Annotated in this window: 17 protein-coding genes; 3 read left to right on the top strand and 14 right to left on the bottom strand. The window is 61.8% G+C overall.

Features of this window, described 5'->3' with window-relative positions; translation table 11 throughout:
- Positions 1–115 precede the first annotated feature (115 nt).
- The 8 genes from DW850_RS03185 to DW850_RS03150 all read right to left on the bottom strand — a co-directional run bounded on the left by DW850_RS03185 (position 116) and on the right by DW850_RS03150 (position 9,345).
- Positions 116–1,312: an Nramp family divalent metal transporter gene (locus tag DW850_RS03185; protein WP_117637211.1), complete on the bottom strand. Its 1,197-nt coding sequence runs from the start codon at positions 1,310–1,312 to the stop codon at positions 116–118.
- Positions 1,313–1,386: 74 nt separating this feature from the next.
- The gene (locus tag DW850_RS03180; protein WP_055252161.1) at positions 1,387–3,231 is read right to left on the bottom strand and encodes a magnesium transporter; all 1,845 of its coding nucleotides are present in this window, start codon (positions 3,229–3,231) and stop codon (positions 1,387–1,389) included.
- A 328-nt stretch (positions 3,232–3,559) separates the two neighbouring features.
- Positions 3,560–4,966 carry a polysaccharide deacetylase family protein gene (locus DW850_RS03175; protein ID WP_233540596.1) on the bottom strand — a complete coding sequence of 469 codons (1,407 nt, stop codon included), beginning with the start codon at positions 4,964–4,966 and terminating at the stop codon, positions 3,560–3,562.
- Positions 4,967–5,038: 72 nt separating this feature from the next.
- Positions 5,039–5,794, bottom strand: coding sequence for a hypothetical protein (locus DW850_RS03170; RefSeq protein ID WP_055252569.1), 756 nt, complete (start codon positions 5,792–5,794; stop codon positions 5,039–5,041).
- Positions 5,794–6,183: a YtxH domain-containing protein gene (locus DW850_RS03165; protein WP_099432470.1), complete on the bottom strand. Its 390-nt coding sequence runs from the start codon at positions 6,181–6,183 to the stop codon at positions 5,794–5,796. Before DW850_RS03165 ends, DW850_RS03170 begins: the two co-directional genes overlap by 1 nt.
- Positions 6,184–6,319: 136 nt before the next feature.
- Positions 6,320–7,153: a hypothetical protein gene (locus DW850_RS10360; RefSeq protein ID WP_233504106.1), complete on the bottom strand. Its 834-nt coding sequence runs from the start codon at positions 7,151–7,153 to the stop codon at positions 6,320–6,322.
- Positions 7,154–7,177: 24 nt separating this feature from the next.
- Positions 7,178–8,551, bottom strand: a complete 1,374-nt coding sequence (locus DW850_RS03155; RefSeq protein ID WP_117716175.1) for a hemolysin family protein — start codon at positions 8,549–8,551, stop codon at positions 7,178–7,180.
- Between the two features lie 110 nt (positions 8,552–8,661).
- Positions 8,662–9,345 (bottom strand): hemolysin III family protein, encoded by a 684-nt coding sequence (locus DW850_RS03150; protein WP_197032173.1) that lies wholly within the window; start codon positions 9,343–9,345, stop codon positions 8,662–8,664.
- Between the two features lie 186 nt (positions 9,346–9,531).
- On the opposite strand from DW850_RS03150, the gene DW850_RS03145 reads away from it, so the two are divergent.
- The gene (locus DW850_RS03145) at positions 9,532–10,497 is read left to right on the top strand and encodes an alpha/beta hydrolase (protein WP_117630021.1); all 966 of its coding nucleotides are present in this window, start codon (positions 9,532–9,534) and stop codon (positions 10,495–10,497) included.
- Between the two features lie 131 nt (positions 10,498–10,628).
- Here the strand turns inward: DW850_RS03145 and DW850_RS03140 are convergent, their stop codons facing one another.
- The 6 genes from DW850_RS03140 to DW850_RS03115 form a co-directional block, all read right to left on the bottom strand.
- Positions 10,629–11,834 (bottom strand): DUF362 domain-containing protein, encoded by a 1,206-nt coding sequence (locus DW850_RS03140; RefSeq protein ID WP_117769774.1) that lies wholly within the window; start codon positions 11,832–11,834, stop codon positions 10,629–10,631.
- A gap of 201 nt (positions 11,835–12,035) precedes the next feature.
- Positions 12,036–14,702 carry an ABC transporter permease gene (locus tag DW850_RS03135; protein WP_117786213.1) on the bottom strand — a complete coding sequence of 889 codons (2,667 nt, stop codon included), beginning with the start codon at positions 14,700–14,702 and terminating at the stop codon, positions 12,036–12,038.
- 8 nt (positions 14,703–14,710) lie between these two features.
- Positions 14,711–15,424, bottom strand: a complete 714-nt coding sequence (locus DW850_RS03130; RefSeq protein ID WP_117786212.1) for an ABC transporter ATP-binding protein — start codon at positions 15,422–15,424, stop codon at positions 14,711–14,713.
- A gap of 245 nt (positions 15,425–15,669) precedes the next feature.
- The gene (locus tag DW850_RS03125; RefSeq protein ID WP_117786211.1) at positions 15,670–16,875 is read right to left on the bottom strand and encodes an ABC transporter permease; all 1,206 of its coding nucleotides are present in this window, start codon (positions 16,873–16,875) and stop codon (positions 15,670–15,672) included.
- Positions 16,862–18,049: an ABC transporter permease gene (locus DW850_RS03120; protein ID WP_117786210.1), complete on the bottom strand. Its 1,188-nt coding sequence runs from the start codon at positions 18,047–18,049 to the stop codon at positions 16,862–16,864. The genes DW850_RS03125 and DW850_RS03120 overlap by 14 nt, the downstream gene beginning before the upstream one ends.
- 9 nt (positions 18,050–18,058) lie before the next feature.
- The gene (locus DW850_RS03115) at positions 18,059–18,997 is read right to left on the bottom strand and encodes an ABC transporter ATP-binding protein (protein WP_055251488.1); all 939 of its coding nucleotides are present in this window, start codon (positions 18,995–18,997) and stop codon (positions 18,059–18,061) included.
- Positions 18,998–19,197: 200 nt separating this feature from the next.
- On the opposite strand from DW850_RS03115, the gene DW850_RS03110 reads away from it, so the two are divergent.
- Positions 19,198–20,343 carry a sensor histidine kinase gene (locus DW850_RS03110; RefSeq protein ID WP_147338936.1) on the top strand — a complete coding sequence of 382 codons (1,146 nt, stop codon included), beginning with the start codon at positions 19,198–19,200 and terminating at the stop codon, positions 20,341–20,343.
- The gene (locus tag DW850_RS03105; RefSeq protein WP_117786209.1) at positions 20,340–20,969 is read left to right on the top strand and encodes a response regulator transcription factor; all 630 of its coding nucleotides are present in this window, start codon (positions 20,340–20,342) and stop codon (positions 20,967–20,969) included. The genes DW850_RS03110 and DW850_RS03105 overlap by 4 nt, the downstream gene beginning before the upstream one ends.
- Positions 20,970–21,517 lie beyond the last annotated feature (548 nt).

Genomic DNA, 21,517 nt, shown 5'->3' with positions numbered 1-21,517 from the left:
CAACAGTACTCATATTTGGCATTTTTTGTCCACTGCCATATAACTAACGCCCTATTGCGGGCAAAAAACAGGCCGCAGTCCATCGCTGCGGCCTGTTTGGAGTCCAAAAGAGGCGCTAAGCGCTGTAACCCATCGCCTGTAGAACAAACATGACGACCGTCAGCACCGTAATCACACCGATAGTCGCCCAAGTGAGCACATTCCACACGCGGCCGTTGCGGTTAGTGCCCATAATGTGACGGTCAGCGGCAATAACCACCTGGAACACCAGAACCACGGGCAGCAGCACGCCATTGATGACCTGCGAGGTCATCATAATCTGGAACAGATCGACGCCGGGCATAAGCACCAGCACGGCAGAGATACCGATGATGGCCGTAATGATGCCGCGATAGACCGGGGCCTCGTCCCAGCTGCGGTCGGCACCGCGCTCCCAGCCAAATGCCTCGCAGATAGCGCTCGACGTAACGCCCGGCAGCACGCAGGCGGCCAAGAAGCTCGCCGCGACCAGGCCCGAGGCAAACAGTACCGTGGACCACTGACCCGCAATAGGCTCCAGCGCGCGGGCAGCATCGGCGGCATCGCTAATCTGAATACCCGCCGGGAACAACACCGTACCGGTCGTGATGATAATAAAGCCGGCAATGACATCGGCAGCAAGCGAGCCGCTCACGGTATCGATGCGCTGCAGCACGATATCGTCCTCGCCCGCGTTCTTATCGACCACGTTGTTCTGCGCCAAGAAAATCATCCACGGCGCGATGGTGGTACCGATCGTTGCGACCACGAGCGACACGTAGCTGGGGTCATTTTGAATGTTAGGCACGACCAGGTCGACCGCGACCTCACCCCAGTTGGGGCCAGCCATAAACGCGGCGACGATATAGGTCACGAACACGCAGCTCACCAGCAGCAGAATCTTCTCGATGCGCTGGAAACTACCCGACATGGTAAGCATCCATACCAGCAGCGCCACCAACGGCACCGAGATGCTCGCCGGCACGCCAAAGAGAGCAAGACCGCTGGCGATGCCCGCAAACTCCGAAATGGTCACAGCCGTGTTGGCGATCAACAGCGCCGCCATAGCAAGTACACTCTTGCGCACGCCAAAGCGCTCGCGAATGAGCGATGCCAGGCCCTTACCCGTGACGCAGCCGCAGCGCGCCGCGGTCTCCTGCGTCACGATGAGCAGCACAGTCATGACGGGAAGCATCCAGAGCATCTTGTAGCCATAGCTGGCGCCCGCACTGGAATACGTTGCAATGCCGCCGGCGTCATTGCCCGAAAGCGCCGCCAGCAGACCGGGACCCATAGCGCCAAAGATGGCCGCGATGGTCAGCTTTTGCTTGGTGCCCGACTTTTGCTTGGTATTTTGCACGCGACCACCTAACCCATGACTGACATGGCGAGCAGCACCGCGGCGATGCAATACGCCACACACGAGATCATGACGGCAATAACGTTCATGGCGGTGCCCGACGTGTTGAGGTCATGCTCGTCACGCCAGAACAGCACCATCAGGTAAATCACGGCACTCATGTTGCCAACCAGGCAAATGATGGCAGCGATATTAAAGCACCCGGTAAAGAGTTGCTCCTCAAACATGGGCGCATCGGGGAATGCAGCGGTGCGCACCAGCTGGGCGCACAGGTAGGTCACGAGTGACAGAATCAGGCCCATGCCCGTGCTCTGGAAGAAGAACCCCAGATACGGCTTGGGCTCGTCGTCGTGACCGTCATACTCCAGGAAGTAGTTCTTGACGAACGACACCATGCGCGAGGCCGCCAGCAGCACGAGCGGCATGGCGCACATGGGGAACACCACCAGATGCGCGGAGCCGAGCGCCGTTCCCAGCACGGTCGCCATGATGCACGACGCGATGCCCCATACAACAACCCAGTACTGGCGATGCACGAACCAGCTGAGCACGTTCGTCGAGTCGTCGGACGCGCTGTCACCCGAGCCGACACCAGCGATCTGCAGGTCCTCCTGATGCTCCTCGGCGATAACGTCCATGGCGTCGTCGAAGGTTACGATACCCAGGATGTGGCGGTTCTCGTCGCAGACGGGGATAGCGACCAGGTCATACTTGGTCATCTCGTCCGTTACGTCTTCCTGGTCCTCGTCGGGCGACACGTAGACCAGGTCGCGATAGGCCAGCTGACCCAGCGTGGCGTCGCGATCGGCTACGATCAGCGTTCGCAGCGAAAGCACACCGGTCAGCATGCCGCTCGGATCCTCGGTATAGACGTAGTAGACGCTCTCGAAGTCCTCGTCGAGCTCGCGAATCGCCTCGATGGCGTCACCGACCGTTGCCGTGGCGGGCAGGGAGACAAACTCCGAGGTCATGATGCGGCCGGCGGTGTTGTCCTCATACCCCAGCAGGTTACGAATCGCCTTCTCCTCCTTGACGCCCATCAGGCGCAGGAGCTTCTCGGCCTTCTCGTAATCAAGCTCGTCGATCAGGTCGGCAGCGTCGTCCGGGTCCATCATGGCCAGCATCGACGATGCGTCGGTGTCGGACAGGCCCTCGAGCATCTCGGTCATAAGCTCGTCGTCATCGAACTCCGAGATGGCCTCGGCGGCCTGGGCAGTATCGAGCTGCGCAAACACCTGCGCACGCAAGCGCGGGTCGAGCTGCTCGATAATGTCGGCGATGTCGGCAGGGTGCAGCTCGCCGAGCGTCTTGTGCGACACCGAGAGTTGAATGTTCTTGGTCGAGCGGTCGAGCAGGTCCATGTAGGACCAAGCGATGATGTCCTCACTGAGCGGCTTGCCCAGGTGCTTCATAAAGCCTTCGACGATATGCTCGAGTGCGGGGCTGATCGCGCGCAGCAGACCGCGGGCACCGACCTCGGCACCCAGCAGGCGCAGCTGGTTTTCGCCCGACATGGAAAACTTGATGTCGTTGACGCGCACGACCTTCATGCCCTGCGTGTCGACGATCTGCTTATTGAGAACATCGCGCGCCAGCAGGAGCTCGGTCGGCTGCAGGTACGAGAAGCGAATATTGGTGGCAGACGTATTGAGATACACGCCCGTCTCGTCGATGCGGTCGACCCATTTGCGCCAGCTGATCATGAACGGCGTTTTGCCGGGACCGCGGAACGCGAGCGACGTCACGTGCGGAAAAACTTCGCCGGTTGCAATGCCAAAATCGTTGACCACGCCGAGCTTTTCGCCGTCGACGTCCAAGACCGGCAATTTGAGCATCTCACTCAGATAATTCAATGGTGCTCCCCATCATTATTCCTCCGGACGCGGCCGCGCGTGCGGCGTCCGGGGGCTTCTGGATATGTATACGCATGCGCGGGCGGCACGCCGCTCGACGCTTACACCCCGTGCATGCGCAAAAAGCACCTGCATGGGGTCATCGACTGTATGGTCGAGGTTTGGATTTCACCTGTAACCTTTCTCTTGACCCTCATTAACCGCAGTAACTATAGCATCAGCATCGCCCTGCGGCATCGAATTTATGCGCTGCACATTGCAGGCATACCAAACGCTGACGTATCCGTGACATAGCCATTGGGGACGTTCTTAAACGACTACCCAATGACTACTCTGTAGTGTCATCGTCCTCGGCAAGTTGGGGGAACACGGCGTCCTTGGGCATGGTGACCTTCGTCAGCAAGGTGAGCTTTTTGCTCAGCGACGTGTCCGTCTTGACCAGGTCGCTGAGCGTCACGATCTTGTAGCCGTCGGCGACAAGACCGTCGATAATCTGCGGCAGCGCCTCGAGCGTCTGCTCGGCGCATTCGTCTCTATCGGTGAGCAGCACGATATTGCCCGGCGTCACCGAATCGAGCACCGTTGAGACCTGCTCGTCGGCACCGTTGAGCAGCCAGTCGCCCGAGTCAATATTCCACGAGACCACGGCGGAGACCAGGTCCATCGCATCAATCCAGTTTTGCTCGTCAAAGGCAGCGTAGGGAGCACGCAGCAGCATCGTCTTCACGCCGGTCGCCGACTTAATCGCATCGGTGCCTTTCGCGATCTGCTCGCGTACCGCCTCACGGTCCTGACCCTTGAGCGAATCGTCGCTGTAGCTGTTGGATCCGATCTCGCACCCGGCATCGACAATCGCCTTGGCCGTGGCAGGCGAGGCCTCGGCCGCATCGCCCGACAGGAAGAACGTCGCGGTGACGCCCTTTTCCTTGAGTACCTGCAAAATCTGCTTGGTCGCACCGCTCGGGCCCTCGTCAAACGTCAGCGCCACGTACTTTTCGTTGCCCTTGGGCGCCACGCTGGCGCACGCAACGACGCAATCGGTGGCGGGCACAACCTCGCCGCGGTCCTGCGTCTTGCCCGACTGCTCACCGACCCACACCTCGGAGCGGCCCTGAACGCCCCACGTCTGCACATACTCGATAGCGCCCGTGCCCTCGACCTTGAGCTTGGGCTCGATAACCGTAGCCTGAATCTCGTGCTTCTCGTAGGTGTTACGGCCATCCTTGACCGTCACCTTCTCGCCGCCCTCAAGTTCGCGGCTATCCCATTTGCCCTGCTTCACGCGCTTGCCGTCGACCTTCACCGACAGCTTTTCGCCCCCATGGCGCTTGAGCACGCTGTCATCGACGGCCAGTAGGTCGCCTGCGTCGTAGGTGTCAGTCAACTCCTGGTCGTCTATGAGATTCTGCAGCGTAGAGCCCACGCGCACCGCGGTCTTCTGGCCGTTGAGTTCCACGTCCACGCTGCGGTTGACGTAGCCCACGACGGCAGCGATAAACAACACGAGTGCGCAACCCACGGCGATGAGCGCATAGGGCAGGCGAGACGAACGACGGGGCGTACGGCTGTTGCCGATGCGCGCGCTGCGATCGCTAAAGCCGCGGCTATGGTTGAGGTACATCGCGCCGGGCTTACGGTGACGCTTGCGCTGACCGCTGGGCAGCTGCCCCAGATCGCGGCGCGCCGTCGGACGCGTACCCGAACGCCCGTTTAAGTTGGATCCGTTTTGGCGCATATGCCCTCCCCCATAAACACAGCAAGCCGGAGCAACAGGTCTCCGGCTTGCCTCCCATCATTTGGTACGTCGCTATTTTGTAGCTTTTGACGAGCCTCCGCTCGCCTTTTGGTATTCGTCCTTAAAGGCCTTGAACATGCCGCGCGTCTTGCCGAGCTGCTTGCCCAGTGCGCGACTGCCCTTGTCCACGGCAACCGACCCCTTGTCGTCGAGCACCTTGGCGCCCTTTTTGACCTTATCGCCCACCACGACGCTGGCCTCGGCGGCCTTGGCAGCCGCACCGCCCGAATACCCGAGCGACTTGACCTCGTCCGAGACGACCATCGCGCCGTTCTCGTAGCCGCGCAGCATCGTCGGCGGCACCTGCGTGTCGCCCACCAGCACGCTCGAAGCGGCACCGGCGGTCACATAGAATGCCTGTACGATGCCCGAGCGTGGCTTGAACTCAACGTCCGAGCAGTAGCCCACGACATCGCCCGATTCCGTGCGCACGTCCATACCAACCCAGATGATGCAATCGTCCAGGTTGATGTCGAGGCGCTTGGCGGCGGCAGCATCGTACGTGTCCTTGACGTCATCGACCGCAATGGCGCCCTCGTAGACACCAATGGCGTCGAGCGCTACGAATCGGTCGGGGCGCTCGATCATGCCCGCGATATCGGACTGGCGGACCATAAAGCCGACCACGCGCGTACCGCCCGGGGTAAAGACCGGAAAGTGAATCTTTCCGAGCTTTTTAGGGCTACGCGGCGTGCCGTCCTTTTTGGTGCGCTTGTCCTCGGTAGGCTTGCGATAAATCTTGGCGCCGACAAAATCCCCGGCGCGCATTATGCCTCGGTCGAGGGCTCCGCAGCCTCGGTATCAGCCTCGACGGCGTTCTCGACCACGACGTCGGCGGCAGGCGTCACGTTGCCACCCGAAATAGCGTCGTTGAGCTGCTCGCGCAGCTGGTCCATGCGCTCGCGGGCCAGGTCGACCTTGGCGCGCAGGTCGTCGGTCTTGGCGTCGACCATCGGGCCAAAGTCATTCACCGCAGCACGGGCCTCCTCGGCGCTGTGCTCGTAGGTGTCGCGCATATTGTCCCAGGCGTCGTTGGCGATATCGGCAGCCATGGCGCGGGTCTCGGCGCCCGAGCGCGGGGCCAGAGCAACACCGATAATAGCGCCGGCAGCGGCACCAAAAAGTGCGCCGGAGACAAAGCTGAAAGTCTTACCCATGATCATTCCTCTCCTGCGGGCACGTCGGTGCCCACCGTTTGAATGCTGTCCATTATACCCGCAGCGCATCACTTGCCGCTCCGCTCATCTGCGTACGGCAAAGGCGCAGGTACGTGATGGTGATAAACGCGTAGGCCTACTCCTGAGGCATAGCCGGCATGGCCACCGTGGCACCCGGGTCCTCGCCGGCGCCGTCCACGAGTGGCAGGCCGCCCTCATGCGCAGGTCCTGCCGGAACCGTCGCCGCACCGCCAAAGACGGCAGCGGAGGCCTCGTGGTTCTCGGCAACCGCGCCCTCGGTATCAATCGCCACCTGGGGCTCGTCGTCAAAGTTGGGGACGCCCTGGGGCTCGGTGGGAACGGGCTCGGCGGTCGCATCGGCAACGGGCTCGGCGTCGACCGGCACATCGCCCTCGTCAGCGCCCTCGTCCTCGGCAGCATCTTCGCCGTTCGCAGCAGCGACGGCCTCGTGAGGATCCTTGCCCTCGGCCTCGGCGCGCATGCCCAGCACCAGGTTGCGCAGGCCCGCGACCGTGCCTTCCACGTCGGGGGCAGGCTGGTCGGCGTGCAGGTACGCCCAGTCCATCATAAAGGTGGCCGACGACAGCGCACCGATGGCCAGTGCGTCGTCGGGACACGAAAGCTCGACCTCAAAGACACGCTCGTCATGCTCGCTTACGCGCGTGCGGCCGCACGAGATGCTACCGGCAAGACCGGTCTCGTTCATGAGCTCGACCGTCACGTGCTCCAGCAGGTGGCAGAGCTCGGTCTGACCCATGCAGTCCTGGAACTCGCGGCCGGAATCGCCCAGGCACAGGTGCTTGGCAATCGCCGGCACCAGGTAGTACACGCGCGCCGTGGCCTCGATGTCCTCCGAGGTCATGAGCGGCATGCCGGGGTTCACCAGCACATGCGCACAGATCTTGTCCTCGCTGACGGTGACCTTAAGGATGTTGAACAGGCCTGCCATAACTCTCCCCTACTCTTCCTTGTCCTACTCGTCGCCATCGTGCGGATCCACAGAGCCCGCACCCGACGCCGCCGGCTTCTCTGCCGAAGACTCGGAATCCTTCTTATCGGTTTCGGCCGGAGCGATCACGCGAATGAGCGAGATGCGCTGGCCACGCATCGACTGCACTTTAAACTTGTACCCCGCGACCTCAAACACCTCTCCGATGTCGGGCACCGAGTCGCAAAGCTCCAAAATCCAGCCGGCGATGGTCTCATAATCATCGCTTTCCTCGAGCGGCCAACCAAGCTCAATCGCGTCATCGCACGAAAAACGCCCATCGACGAGCCACTCGCGGCGCGAAAGGCGCGTGAGGTACTTGTTGTCGGGGTCGAACTCGTCCTCGATCTCGCCCACGATCTCCTCGACGATGTCCTCGATGGTGATGATGCCGGCCGTGCCGCCGTACTCATCCACGACGACCACGATCTGGTCGTGCGAGGTCTGCATCTCGGACAGCAGCGGCAGGATGTCCTTGGTGTCGGGCACAAAGGTGGCGTCGCGCAAAAAGCCGGCGATGGGCTGGTCGCCCTTGCCATCGAGCGCGGGCTGGATCAGGTCCTTGATGTGCGCGATGCCCGCGACGTTGTCGGGGTCCTCGTGATAGACGGGGATGCGGCTGAAGCCGGTCTGGCGCATGGTGGACAACACGTCGGCGACCGTCTCGTCGTCCTCGCACATGGTGGTGTCCACGCGCGGCACCATGACCTCGCGGGCAACGGTGTCGCCCAGGTCGAAGATCTCGTGGATCATGCGCTTTTCCTCGTCGAGCAGGTCGTCCTGCTCCGAGACCATGTACTTGATCTCTTCCTCCGAGACGTTCTGACGGTCGTCGGCACTCTTGATACGCAAGATGCGGGCCAGGCCATCGGAGCAAGCGCCAGTCAGCCACACGAGCGGACGGGCGATCTTTTGGAATACGGAGAGCGGTCCCACGACCTGCTTGGATACGCCCTCGGCGTTAGCAAGGCCGATGCGCTTGGGCACGAGCTCGCCGATCACGATGGACACAAAGGCGACGGCGACGGTGATGATGACCGGCGCCAGGCCGCGCGCGATGGCGGAGAGCGGCGCGATGCCAAAGCTCATGAGCCACGTGGCGAGCGGGTCGGACAGGCTCGTCGAGGCAACGGCGGACGAGGCGAAGCCCACGAGCGTGATGGCGACCTGGATGGTGGCGAGCAGCTGGTCGGAGTCGGCAGCCAGCTTAATGGCACGCTCGGCGCGCTTGTCGCCTTCCTCGGCCTCATGCTCCAGCACGGCGCGCTTGGCCGTGGTGAGCGCCATCTCGGACATAGAGAAGTAGCCGTTGATGAGGGTCAAAACGAGGGTAGTGATAAGGGAGATGGTTATGTCCATCGGGAGTTTCTCGAACCTCCAAGATTCGGGACGTCAGGTCAAAACGTTGATGACGGATACGGCAATTGCACCGGCGCCCAAACGAGGACGCGGGCGCGCAGGCGTGGTCGCTAAATTACGAAGAGAATCACCGCCATGAACTGGAAGATGCTGCCGGCGAGCACCCACAGGTGAAACACACTATGCAGATAGCGCACGTTTTTGGCGATGTAGAACGGCACGCCCACGGTATAGCACACGCCGCCGACAGCGAGCAGGGCAAGTGCCACGGGGTTGAGCAGCGACACGAGCTCGGGCAGCTTAAAGACAACGAGCCAGCCCATCAGCAGGTAGACCAGGCCGCTTACCCAGTGCGGCTGGCGCTCGCGCATAAAGCACTCGAGGGCGATGCCGATAATGGCGATGGCCCATACGGCGAAGAACAGCGCAGCGCCGCCGTCGTTTGCGAGCGTGATGAGGCAAAACGGCGTATAGCTGCCGGCTATGAGCAGGTAGATGCAGCTGTGGTCGATGATGCGAAACACGCGCTTGGCGCGCGCGGGTTGAATCGCATGGTAGAGCGTGGAGGCTAGGTATTCGAGGATGATGCTGACGCCATAGACAATTGCCGCGGCCATGTGGGCCGGGCCACCGCCGCGCAGTGCAGCGAATACGATCAGGAGCACCAGACCCGCAATACCCAGCAAGCAGCCGACACCATGGGTGACGGAGTTCATAATCTCCTCGCCCACCGTGTAGTGCGGAACGGCCGCGGCCTTGGGTCGCGGCTTGGAACTGTCGCTCGAATCGGACATGCCGGTTACATCCTCCAACGTAAAGAGTTCTCAACACTATATCAAAGCGTCTGGGTGCGTGCGAAATTTGCACCATACGTGACCCTTTGTTTACCCATTCTTTGCCTGTTGACGCATCAACGGTGAACGTCCATAATGCGCTTGCATTAAATGTTGATGTATTAACATCTTATAGGAAAGCTTCTTATGTCTCAAAACGCACGTTCCCATCGAAAGCTCAAGATAGCCGGCGTCGTTGCGCTGGTGGTTGTCATTGCGCTGCTCGGATTTGCCGGCAACTTTCTGTTTGACTTCGCGCTGAATCCCCGCGCGCCATACACCATGAAGATGATGCAGGACGGCAAGGACGGCAAAGAAAGTGAGCAGCCGGATGCCGAGGGAACCGAGGCGCGGGCGTGGTTTAAAGAGAATCGCGAGAGCAGCAGCCTCACCGCAGATGACGGGACCGAGCTTGCCGCCTGGTATTTTGCTGCGTCGGAGAGCACGCACGACTACGCCGTCTGCCTGCATGGATATACCAACGAGCCCATCGGTATGGCCCGATACGTCAAGCGATTCCACGACCGCGGCATGAACGTACTCGCACCCGCCGCCCGCGCCCACGAGCGTTCCGGCGGTGACTACATCGGCATGGGCTGGCCCGAGCGACTCGATGTCGTCGCGTGGATCGGGCGGATTGTTGCGGCCGATCCCAAGGCGCGCATCCTGGTCTTTGGCGAGTCGATGGGCGCGGCGACTGCCATGAACGTAGCGGGGGAATCTCTGCCCGCAAATGTGAAATGCATTATCGAGGACTGCGGCTATACAAGCGTTTGGGACGAGTTTTCCCTGCAGCTCAAGGATGTATTTGGCCTGCCCAGTTTTCCCTTGCTCGATGTAGCAAACTTGGTGTGCAACGTGCGCGCGGGCTACGACTTTCATAAGGCGAGCAGTGTGGAGCAACTCAAACACGCGACGGTTCCCATGTTGTTCATCCACGGCGACCAGGACACCTTTGTGCCGTACGACATGCTCGACCAAAACTACGACGTGTGCGCCAGCAAGGTCAAGCAAAAGCTCACCATCCATGGCGCCACCCACGCCAAGAGCGCGCAAGTTGACCCCGAGCTCTACTGGAATACGGTCGACGAGTTCCTCGACAAGAATTTTTAAGCAAATAGTACGGTTTACTGGTCTATCTGGCCCCTAGCACTTCCAAAAAGCCGCCCGTGGGCGCTGTGCTCACGGGCGGTTTTTACTAACGTTGCGCTACAAAAGCGCTTGATATGTCCAATAGCTAGGCGCTATTTGACCTCGATGAGCTCGTACTCGCTCGTGCCCAGGCCGATCTTCTCGGCATGCGCGATGCACGCGCGCCAGTCGGTGTCGGGATGCGTGATGCAGAAGGGATCCTTGGCCTGCTCGCCCTCCAGATGCTCGTGATTATGCTCCATCTTGGCCGCGCTGTCGGTAAGCTCGGTGTTAGGCAGCGGCTCGGACGCCAGGACGGCGTCGGCGCAGGCCTGGTCGATGGCGACCGGGTCGAAGCTCGCGAACATGCCGATGTCGTTGACGATGGGCGTGTCATTCTCGGGATGGCAGTCGCAGTTGGGGCTGATGTCCATGGCGAGCGAGATGTGGAAGCTCGGGCGGCCGTCGACGATGGCCTTGGTGTACTCAGCGATCTTGTAGTTGAGTACGTCGGCCGCGGCATCATAGTCGGGCTTGATGCAGTCCTGGTTGCACGCCGCAATGCAGCGTCCGCAGCCCACGCAGCGATCGTGGTCGATGGCAGCCACATGAACCGTGCGAGTGCTGCCGTTGGCAAGCTCGCGCTCACGCGTACCGTCAAACGTGATGGCGCTGTGCGCGCATATCTTCTCGCAGGCACGGCAGCCAACGCAGTTGGTGGTATCGACGCTCGGCTTGCCAGCGGCGTGCTGCTCCATCTTGCCGGCACGGCTACCGCCGCCCATACCCAGGTTCTTCATGGCGCCGCCAAAGCCGGCCTGCTCATGGCCCTTAAAGTGGGTGAGGCTGATCACGATATCGGCATCCATGAGTGCCTGGCCGATCTTTGCCTCGCGCACGTACTCGCCGCCCTCGACCGGAACGAGCGCCTCGTCGGTGCCCTTGAGGCCGTCGGCGATGATGATCTGGCAACCCGTGGCATACGGGGTAAAGCCGTTCTGGTAGGCGGTGTCGATGTGCTCGAGCGCGTTTTTGCGGCTGCCCACATAGAGCGTGTTGCAGTCGGTGAGGAAGGGTTTGCCGCCCAGCTCCTTCACGACGTCTGCGACGGCGCGGGCGTAGTTTGGGCGCAGAAAGCTCAGGTTACCCAGCTCGCCAAAGTGAATCTTGATGGCGACGAACTTGTTCTCGAAGTCGATCTGCTCAATGCCGGCGCGGCGAATGAGGCGTTTGAGTTTGTCGAGCTGGCTCTCGCGAGCATGCGTGCGCAGGTTGGTGAAGTACACCTTTGCCGGTGCTGCGGGTGCGGTTGCGGTCATAGATCTATCCCCTCGGTCTATATGGCGTTACAGACATAGAGGATGGTACCCGTTGAAGTGGGGTTGAAGTCAAGCGCAACGCCGAGTCGCTAGGCACTCATTGGGGACAGACTTAAATGAGTGCTTGCCGCCCGGCCAGCGAGCCGGCGATCCGGCAAAGACTGTCCCCAACGACTAGTCGTTTAAGAACGTCCCCAATGACTACTCCTGCACCTTGAGGGCTTCGGCCAGGCTGACGCGCTTGATAGAGCGCGTGTGCAGCAGCGCCACGACCAGGTAGGTCGCAAAGCCGATGCCGATGCATGCAGCCATGGACCAAGCGGGCACGTAGATCTCGATATTGCCGTTGTAGGCGAGCAGCATCGAGCGGAAGATGGCCGTGAGCGAGCCAATAATGACCGGCAGGCTCAGCACGAGCGACGCCGCCACGCACAGCGTGATCGAGCGGATGTACAGATGCGAGATCTCGCTATCGCGATAGCCAAAGACTTTCATGTAGCTGATCGAACGGGCGCTGTGGTCGATCACCGCCTTGGTCAGCAGGTACATAAACAGCAGGAAGATAAACACCGCGAGCCCGACCATCATGCCGATCATTTTGCTCATCATGCCGATGAACTGGTCACCCACGGCGCGCATGTCGTCGGGCGTGGTGTCACCGGCAAAGTAACGAGCATCGAGGTCGAGCTTCTCGTCGCTCACATAGCCGTTAAAGTAGGCGGCGTCGTTGCCGAACAGCTCGTTAAAGTCATCGATGCTCATATAGATATTCATGTCCGACTTTGAACCCCAGATGCAGTCCTTACCCGCGTACTCAAGAGAATAATCCCGAGCCTCGTACTTGTCGCGAAGCTCGACCTTCTGGCCCTCGCTCCAGCCAAACTTATCGAGCAGACCGCCGCCAAAGACGACGCGCCCGTCGCCGATGTTGAGGCCCTTCCAGTAGCGCGAATCGGGCGAGATGCCGTAGACGGAAATCGTCTCCTCGCCATTACCATCGCCGCGGTCGTATTGCAGCTGGTAAACGGCATATTTCTCGGCCTGCGCGATTGCGCCCGCGCCGTTGTCGGTCGTGTTGATCGGGTGAATGTCGTCGTTGTCGGTGTCGATCTTAGAGGCCTTGTCGATCAGGTCGATGGCCTCATCGCGGTCGCAGCCGAGGGCATCGGCAAGGTCATCGAGGCGCGCATAAAGCGCATCTTTCTTGTCCTGGACCTTGGCGAGCGCGTCCTGCGCCGCGGCCAGGCTCTCGGCAGACGGAGATGCGGTCGCGGCATCGGCTGCCGTCTGCGCCGCATCGGCCGCGTCGTCAAGCTCGTCATCGGCATCCTGGGCGGCGGAGAGCAGCGCGCCGTCAATCGACTGCAAGCGCTCGAGCGCCGCCCACTGCCCGCGCTCCTCGGCAGTACCCTCAAGCTCTAGCGGAGCCTTGAGCGTGTACTGGTGCTCGGCGACCAGGCTTGTCTCCAGGTTGTCCGCATAGTGCGTCATCGTGGGCAGGATCGCCAGGCCAAAGAGCAGCAGCAGCGAGGCAAACGCAATGCCCACGAAGAGCGTGGCGAAGTTGCCCAGGTTGCGCAGGAAGATGCGCAGGCGGAAGCGGGAAACAAAGCCCATGCGCTCCGGCAGCTGCAGGCCGCGCTTGGTGCCCGATTTGCCGCTCGCCTCGTGACGAAGGAACTGCAACGGCGTCTTGCCCATCTTGCGAAGCAGGCCCACCAGCGTGATGAGGATGAGCGCGGCAGCGGGAACCACGGCGCACTTCACAAAGATCCCCCAACTCCAGTACACCTGGAAGGGCGGCAGACTGTACGAGCCGTAGTAGAGACCGCGCATGGGCTCGGTAAAGAACGCAACGCCGAGCGCGGTGCCCAAAAGTGCCGCGAGCACGCCCACGATGGCGGGAAGTGCCAGGTAGTGCAGCACGATCTCGCGGCGGCGATAGCCGCTGGCGAGCAGCGTGCCAATGATGGCGCTCTCCTCCTCGATGGTGGCGTCGGTAAGGACCACAAAGACGAACGCCATGATCACGATGATAATGTTGAGCAGCGTCATCCACATCATGGAGTCGCCGTCTACGTCGTCGCGCGCGTAGCCAATACCCTGGTTGGAATCGGCGTCGATCAGATCGTCCACGCGCGCATCGGCATCGGTCAGCGCCTCGACCATATCCTGCTCCGCATCGATGCGATCCGCGGTGGGGAGGTCGCGATCGGTAAAAGCAAAGGAGTAGGTGTAGGCAGGTGCACCACCGGCATCCTCGAGCGCGGCAAAGCCGGCGTCGGTGACCTCGGCCACACCATAGGTGATGGTGTTCACCGTAAAGTCCGAATTGTTGAGGAACAGCGCCTGGCTATCGGGCTGGGTCATGATGCCGCAGATGGTGTAGGTGCGGCCCTCAAGCTCAACCTTATCGCCCACGACAAGGTCGTTGTTGGTGGCAAAAACGCGGTCGATAGCCACCTCATCGTCCGTCTTGGGCTGCTTGCCTTCGCAGTAGGACGCGATATCGACCTTGGTGCGGTGCGCATAGGTGCGCAACGTGCGCTTGGTGCCGTCGTCGCCGGCGGTCTTTTTGATGATGGCGTCGATGGAGAAATTCTTGTAGAGCGTGACGCCGCCGACGTCGTCGGCTGCATCCTCGGCTGCCTTGAGCTGGTCGTCGGTAGCCTCGAAGGAGGTGGTCACGCGGCCGTCCTCAATCGTGTACGCATCGCGCATGTCGTCGATAAGGCAACCGATGGAATGCGCCGCGAGCAAAAAGCCCGAGGTGAGAGCGATGCTCCCGCACATAAGCAAAAAGATGCCCAGGTACTTGCCGATATTGCGGCGCAGCTCGCGCGGGAGTCGCTTTGCGAGAGGTGTCATGGCATCGCCTACCAATCGAGCTCGGCGGCCGCAACGGGCGACTCGTTGAGCCCATCCTCGACGATGCGGCCGTCGCGCAGGCGCAGCACGCGGTTGGCCATGCGGGCGATGGCGGCGTTGTGGGTGACGATGATGATGGTGCAGCCGTAGGTGCGGTTAACATCCTCCATGAGCTGCAAGATTTCCTTGGATGTCTTGTAGTCAAGCGCGCCGGTGGGCTCGTCGCACAGCAGCAGGCCCGGGTTTTTGACGAGTGCGCGGCCGATGGCGCAACGCTGCTGTTGGCCGCCCGAGACCTGGCGCGGGAACTTGTTGCGGTGCTCGTAGAGGCCCAGCGAACGCAGCAGGTCGTCGACATTGAGCGGGTTTTTGGACAGGTGCGCCGTGACCTCGATGTTTTCCTTGATGGTAAGGTCGGGCACCAGGTTGTAGAACTGGAAGACAAAACCCAGCTCGCGACGTCGGTACTCGCCCAGATCGGCGGGCTTGAGCACCGTAAGGTCGCAGCCGTCCACCATGATGGAACCACCGTCGGCATCCTCCAGGCCGCCGCCCAGGTTGAGAAAGGTCGACTTGCCCGAGCCCGAGGGCCCCAGCATGACGCAGATCTCGCCGCGGTTGATGGACGTGTCGATGCCATCGAGTACCGTCAGGCGCGCATCACCGTCGCCGTAGTGTTTCCTGAGCCCTTTGACCTGGACATAGGCTTGCTTTGTCGACATGCTATCCCCCGTTGTTAGCCTTCTGTTACTTTTCTAGGGTAATAGTAAACCCAGGCGAACTATTTTTAAGCGACAGGCGCACATTTTTCCAACCTACTCATTGGGGACAGACTTAAATGAGTGAAATCGCTCATTTAAGTCTGTCCCCAATGAGTGGTCCCAAAGGCCGGCATATTGGGACAGTCCTTGCCAACCCGGCTGGCGAACCGGCGAATCGGCAAAGACTGTCCCCAATGACTAGGTGGCTAGGCGTGGGATTTGTTGTGGGCGAGGGCTAGGCCTACGGCGGCGATGGCAGCGGCGAAGAGCACCGTGACGCCCAGGTCGCAGGCGATGTCGCCCAGCACGGCAGACGTCAGGTCCGAAGCGAGCGCCTTGCCGATCGCGTCGTTCACCCAATACGTCGGCACAAAGTGCGCCACCGTCTGCACGGCCGAGCCCATGAGCGACAGCGGCATCCAGGCGCCGCCCAAAAACGTCATGAGCAAGCCAAGCAGGTTGCCCACACCGTTGAGCAGCTCTTCGCGCGCGCCCAGGCTCGAAAGGGCAAAGCCAACGGCCAGCGGCGTGCACGCCAGGGCAAACGTTGCCGCCAGCGCCAGGCACACACGGCCCACGCCGACCTCGGCGACCGCGCCGGCAAAGCCCACGACGCCCATCATGCTCGACACAAACCAGATACAGACAGTGAGCACGGCGGCGGCCGCGAACACGGCAAGCGAACGCTGGCGCTCGGAGAGCGGACCGGCCTCCATGCGGCGCACGCGCTCGGGCTCGTTCATGCCCGAGAACACCAGCCCCACCGACACGATGACCGACGAGATGATCGCATACGCGCCAAAGTTGAAGTACGACTCGAGTGTAGCGGCGGCAGTCGAGTCAACCTTGACCTGCTCGATCTGGACCTCCGCACGCTTTGCGGCAGCATGCTCGGCGGCCTTGGCGACATCGCCGTCGGAAGCAGCTGGCTCAAGTGCCGCCGCAGTACCCGCGAGCGAGACCCACCGCGAGGCCTCGGCAGACGAAAGCGCTGCCGCCATGGTGCCGGAGCCGTACGTCACATCGAGCTTGGGCAGGTCTTCCCCCGCACGCGCGGCTGCAACAAGATCGTCCTCAAACCCCTCCGGGATAAAGAACACGCAATCGGCGCTGCCCTTGGCGCTGTTACTCTTGGCGAGCGCATCCGCAAGGTCGTACATGTCGTCACCAACGCCCGTGACCAGGTCAAAGCGTGAGCCTAGGTGCTTGGTAAGCGCCCGCGAAAGGTCGCTATTGTCGCGGTCGACCACGATCACATTGGTGTCGTAGGGCTTGTACTCGGTAAGCTGCGACGAGTTCCAGCTCACCGAGGCCGCGATGAATACGCCCATGAGCGAGATGAACACCGTATAGATGAGCAGGTATAACGGGTGCGCGAGCGCCATGCGAAGCGCGGTCTTAAAGGTGCTCATAGCGGCTCCTTCCAAAGATCAGCGTAGCGGCGACGACAAACACCAGGGTCATCAGGACGAGCGCGCCGGCGCGGACGGCGAAGGGCCCCAGATCCTCAAAGAAATACAGGCGGTTGAACATGTCGCAGATGAGCTTGACGGGGTTGAGCCAGCACTCGGCCGGGCAGGCGCGGGCGACATCGTCGGCAAGCGCCATCGCCGGCTCGCCGTAGAGTCCGGCGAACAGGGCGCACGTGGTAGCGAAGCCCGTGAGGATACCGGACTTGGACGCCTTGCCGCCCTTAACGGGAAGCGTGCCCACAAAGAGCCCCAGGCCCGTGGCGGCAAGCGCGGATGCAGCCCCGCCCAGCAGGCACAACCCCTCGCGCCCGCCAAAGTCGACGCCCACGACCAGGCGCACGTAGCCGATCGCAACCGCCATCGATGCAAAGGAAACCAGCCACGAGCCGACAAAAATGCCGGCCAGTGACGCCGTCTTGGAGAGACCGCCCACGCAGCGGCGCGCGCCAAGGCCCGACAGATTAGGCTGCAAATCGACGACGCTCAAGGCGGCAAACTCGGCAGACATCATCGCGACCAGGCCAAAAAGCGCGTAATAGTAGATGACCGTGCCATCGGGCGTGGCACGAGTCAGGCTCACGCGGCGGGTTCCGCCCTCGAGCGACAGAGCGCGCGCAACCGCCTCCGGGTCGGCGAGCGCCGCCGGGTCATCCTGGGCAATCTGGGACATGAGCTCGGCATTTTGCGTATACGAGCTTGCCACCGTTTCAAGGATGCTGCGGTCGGTAAGCACCGACGAGGCGCGCGAGCTGTCGTAACTCGATAGCAGCGTGAGCCTGGGCGTGCCCGCGGCATCAACCGTATAGATGCCCGCGACCTCGCCGGCCTTGAGCGCTTTGCGCGCGGCAGCCAAGTCTTCGTACTCGCTCACATCGAGCAGCTGATCGTCGCCTGCCTTGGCAAGCGAAGCTGCCACATCCTTAAAGGTCGAGGCATCCCAGGCCTCGTCCGCCACGACGGCAACCGGCACCGGGTCGACCGTGCCGTCGGAGCTGAGGTTCGCAAACATAAACATGAACATCGTGGAAAGCGCGATAGGAAAGAGAGCGCCCCAGACCCACGTGCTCGGCCGGCGCAGCAGCGTCTTGACCGTGGTGATGATGGTGTTGAACATGGCCGCCCCCTAGTCGCGCAGCTCGCGGCCGGTGATCTCGAGGAATACGTCGTTGAGGGTCGGCGGTTCGGAATAGATGCGGCCGAGTGGCACGTCATGCGAGCGCAGCGCATCGAGAATGTCCGTCAGGTTGTGCGGGCTCGCTTCGCACGAAAACGTGAGCTGTCCCGCCGTTGCCGAAAGGTCCAGAACGTGCGGCAGGCTTGCGACGGCACCGAGCGCCGCACTCGGAACCTCGCCGACCTCGATTACAATCTTCTCGCCCATCTGAATCATGCGCTTGAGCTCGTCGTTAGTGCCCTGCGCCAGCACGCGCCCACCGTCCATGATCATGATGCGGCTGCAGATCTGCTCGACTTCCTCCATGTAATGGCTGGTATACACCACCGTGGCGCCCTCGTCGCGCAGGCGGCAGATGCCCTCCAGGATGGCGTTGCGGCTTTGCGGGTCGACCGCCACCGTGGGTTCGTCAAAAAAGATGAGCTCGGGCTTGTGCGCGATGCCGCAGGCAATGTTGAGACGACGCGCCAGGCCGCCCGAGAGCTTGCCGGGGCGGAACTTGGTAAAGTCGCCCAGGCCGACAAAGTCGATCGCCTCGTCCACCAGCGCGCGGCGGCGCTTGCGGTCGTTGACGTAGAGACTGCAGAAATAGTCGATGTTCTCGCGCACGGTGAGCTCGTCGAACACCGCCACCTGCTGCGGCACCACACCGATGCGGCGCTTGAGGTCGTAGCGGGCGGGCGTCATGCGCTCGCCGAACAGCTCGATGGTGCCCTTGTCGTAGGCGAGCAGCTGCAGGATGCAGTTGATGGACGTGGTCTTGCCCGAGCCGTTGGGGCCCAGCAGGCCAAAGATCTCGCCGGGGGCGATACTCAGGTTAAAGTGGTCGAGCGCAATAAGGTCGTCGTAGCGCTTAACGAGGTTTTCGACGTGGACGATGTCTGTCATGAGGCGGCCCTTCTGTTGCTTGCGGCCCGGTACGATTGCATCATCGCAGGAGCTGACGGCGCGCACCAGTGAGCTTTGTCACGAGTGCGGAGGTCTTGGTCGTGCGGCCTGCTGACGCGACCGCCCCGCCGCGTGGGAGGAATGTCACGCTTGCTCTGAGTGGCGCCTCCCCCGTGCGCGGCATCGCGTACAATACCCGTATGAACAGGCTATTCGACAAATCGATCGTGCTGGCGTGCTGCATCGCAGCCGCCACGGGCCTTGCTGTGGATGCTCGCCTGGTCGCGGCGTTTTGCCTTGGCGTTGTCATCGCCGCACTGGCCGAGGTCGCGCAGGGAGAACGCGCCCGTCGCGCCAGCGAGGCCGGCAGCTACGCCTACGTCATCGCGGCTGTCTTCGTGCCGCCGTTTGTGCCGTTCGCACCTCTCGCCCTCTATGACATCGCGCGACGCGTGCGCCGTGAACGCATCTGGCCCGCGCTGGCGATTGGCTCCGTGTTTGCCTGCGCACTTGCCACGGACCTTCGCTGCGGCGCGCTCACCACCCGAACGCTGTTGCTAACCGCCATCCTTTCGGTCGCCGCCACGTTGCTGTCACTGCGCACCGCGCAGCTGGAGCGCGAACAGGAACGCATGCGTCGCACCCGCGACAAGCTGCAAGAACGCGCCCTGGCACTCGAGGCACGCAACCGCGACCTCGCCGACCGCCAGGACTACGAAGTCGAGCTCGCGACGCTCGCCGAACGCGCCCGCATCGCGCGCGAGATCCACGATAACGTGGGCCACCAGCTCACGCGCGCTTCGCTTCAAACCGAAGCCCTGCGCGTGGTCCATGCCAACGAGCCCGGCGTTGCCGCCGATTTCGCCGACGTCAAATACACCGTTGACGAGGCGCTCCAGCTCGTGCGCGCCAGCGTCCACGCGCTCAACGACAACGCCGTCGACCTTTCCGTGCAGCTCGAACGCATTGTTGAAGGCGCGCGCTCGGACGGCGGTCCGCGGATTGAGCTTGAAGTTATGACCGAACATGCGCCCGCAAACGTCGCGAACTGCTTTGCGGCGGTCCTGCGCGAGGCGCTCTCCAACACCATGCGCCACGCTTGCGCCCATGCTGTCACTGTACGTTGCATGGAGCATCCGTCGTTTTACCAGCTCATCGTTACCGACGATGGCGCGGGCGGGGTTCAAGCAAGCGGCCACGGCGCCGCGGAGGGCATGGGGCTCGCCTCTATGCGCGAGCGCATCGAGGCGCTTGGCGGCACCTTCACCGCCGGCCCGCGTGCCGGCGCCGGCGGCTGGCGCGTGTTTGCCACCGTTCCCAAACAGCAAGGAGATGATGGCCGATGAGGCTCATCGTTGTCGACGACGACCGCCTAGTGGTCGATTCGCTCAAGATTATCCTGGGCGCCCAGCCGCAGATCGAGGTGGTGGGCACCGGTGCCAACGGCAACGACGCAGTGGCGCTCTACGCTGAGCACTCGCCCGACATCGCGCTGCTCGACATTCAGATGCCGGGACGAGACGGCCTATCGGCGGCGCGCGAGATCCTCGAGCGCGATCCTGCGGCGCTCGTGGTGTTCCTGACGACATTCTCGGATGACGAGTACATTGTGTCGGCGCTCAAACTGGGCGCCCGCGGCTACCTGATTAAAACCGATGTCGCCGCCATTCCTCCGGCGTTGGCGCAGGTCATGGATGGCAAACGCGTGCTCGAGGGCAAGGCGATCGAAGATGTTGACTTTGACGGGATGGGCGACAAGACGGGCACGCCCCGCCGGCCCGCAGCCTTTGCCAGCCTGACCGACCGCGAGTTCGAAGTCGCCGAGCTCATCGCCCGCGGCCTCGATAACAAGGAGATCGCTGCCACCGCCTATATGGGCGAAGGCACCGTGCGCAACCACATTAGCTCGATCCTAGCCAAAATGGGCCTGCGCAACCGCACGCAGATCGCCATCGCCTACCTGCGAGGGTAATTACCCAACAACCGACCACCCCGGCAAAGTAAAATGGCTGCCACCGATTTAATGCCATTTCAAAACTATGCCGGATTACTACGATGAATCGCCCGCCTTCGACCACGGCAAATTGCGCGCTTACAAAACCGCAGGTAGAACGCTTGCATTATTTAGAAAAATGCAGTCATGGTCGGGAATGTCGAATTCATCGTAGTAAACCGGCATAGTTTTGTTCGGGCGGCCCTGCACGAGTGCCTCCGCAAGCCTCGCGGGACCAAAATGATCCATTTTCCTCCCCCCGCGGAAACCGGCTGACAGCGCCCGCCACGAAATCGGCCCATCTACTACGTTTGACTCAATATCCCCGACCATACCCGCTTTTCATGAAAAATCGCAGGCGTTCTACCTGCGGTTTTTATTTCGCATTACTTGCCATGGTTGAGGGTAGCGGCTTAAACGTAGTAGATGGGCCCATTTCATGGCAGACGGGTCATTTTCGGGCTGGACGGGTCGCGTGGCGGCCCGCACACGCGTTCACGCGCGGGGCCGGCGGGGCATTTTTGCCC

This window comes from Collinsella sp. AM36-4AA (assembly GCF_003467795.1).
Taxonomy (GTDB): domain Bacteria; phylum Actinomycetota; class Coriobacteriia; order Coriobacteriales; family Coriobacteriaceae; genus Collinsella.
This window is presented reverse-complemented; position numbering and strand designations above follow the sequence as displayed.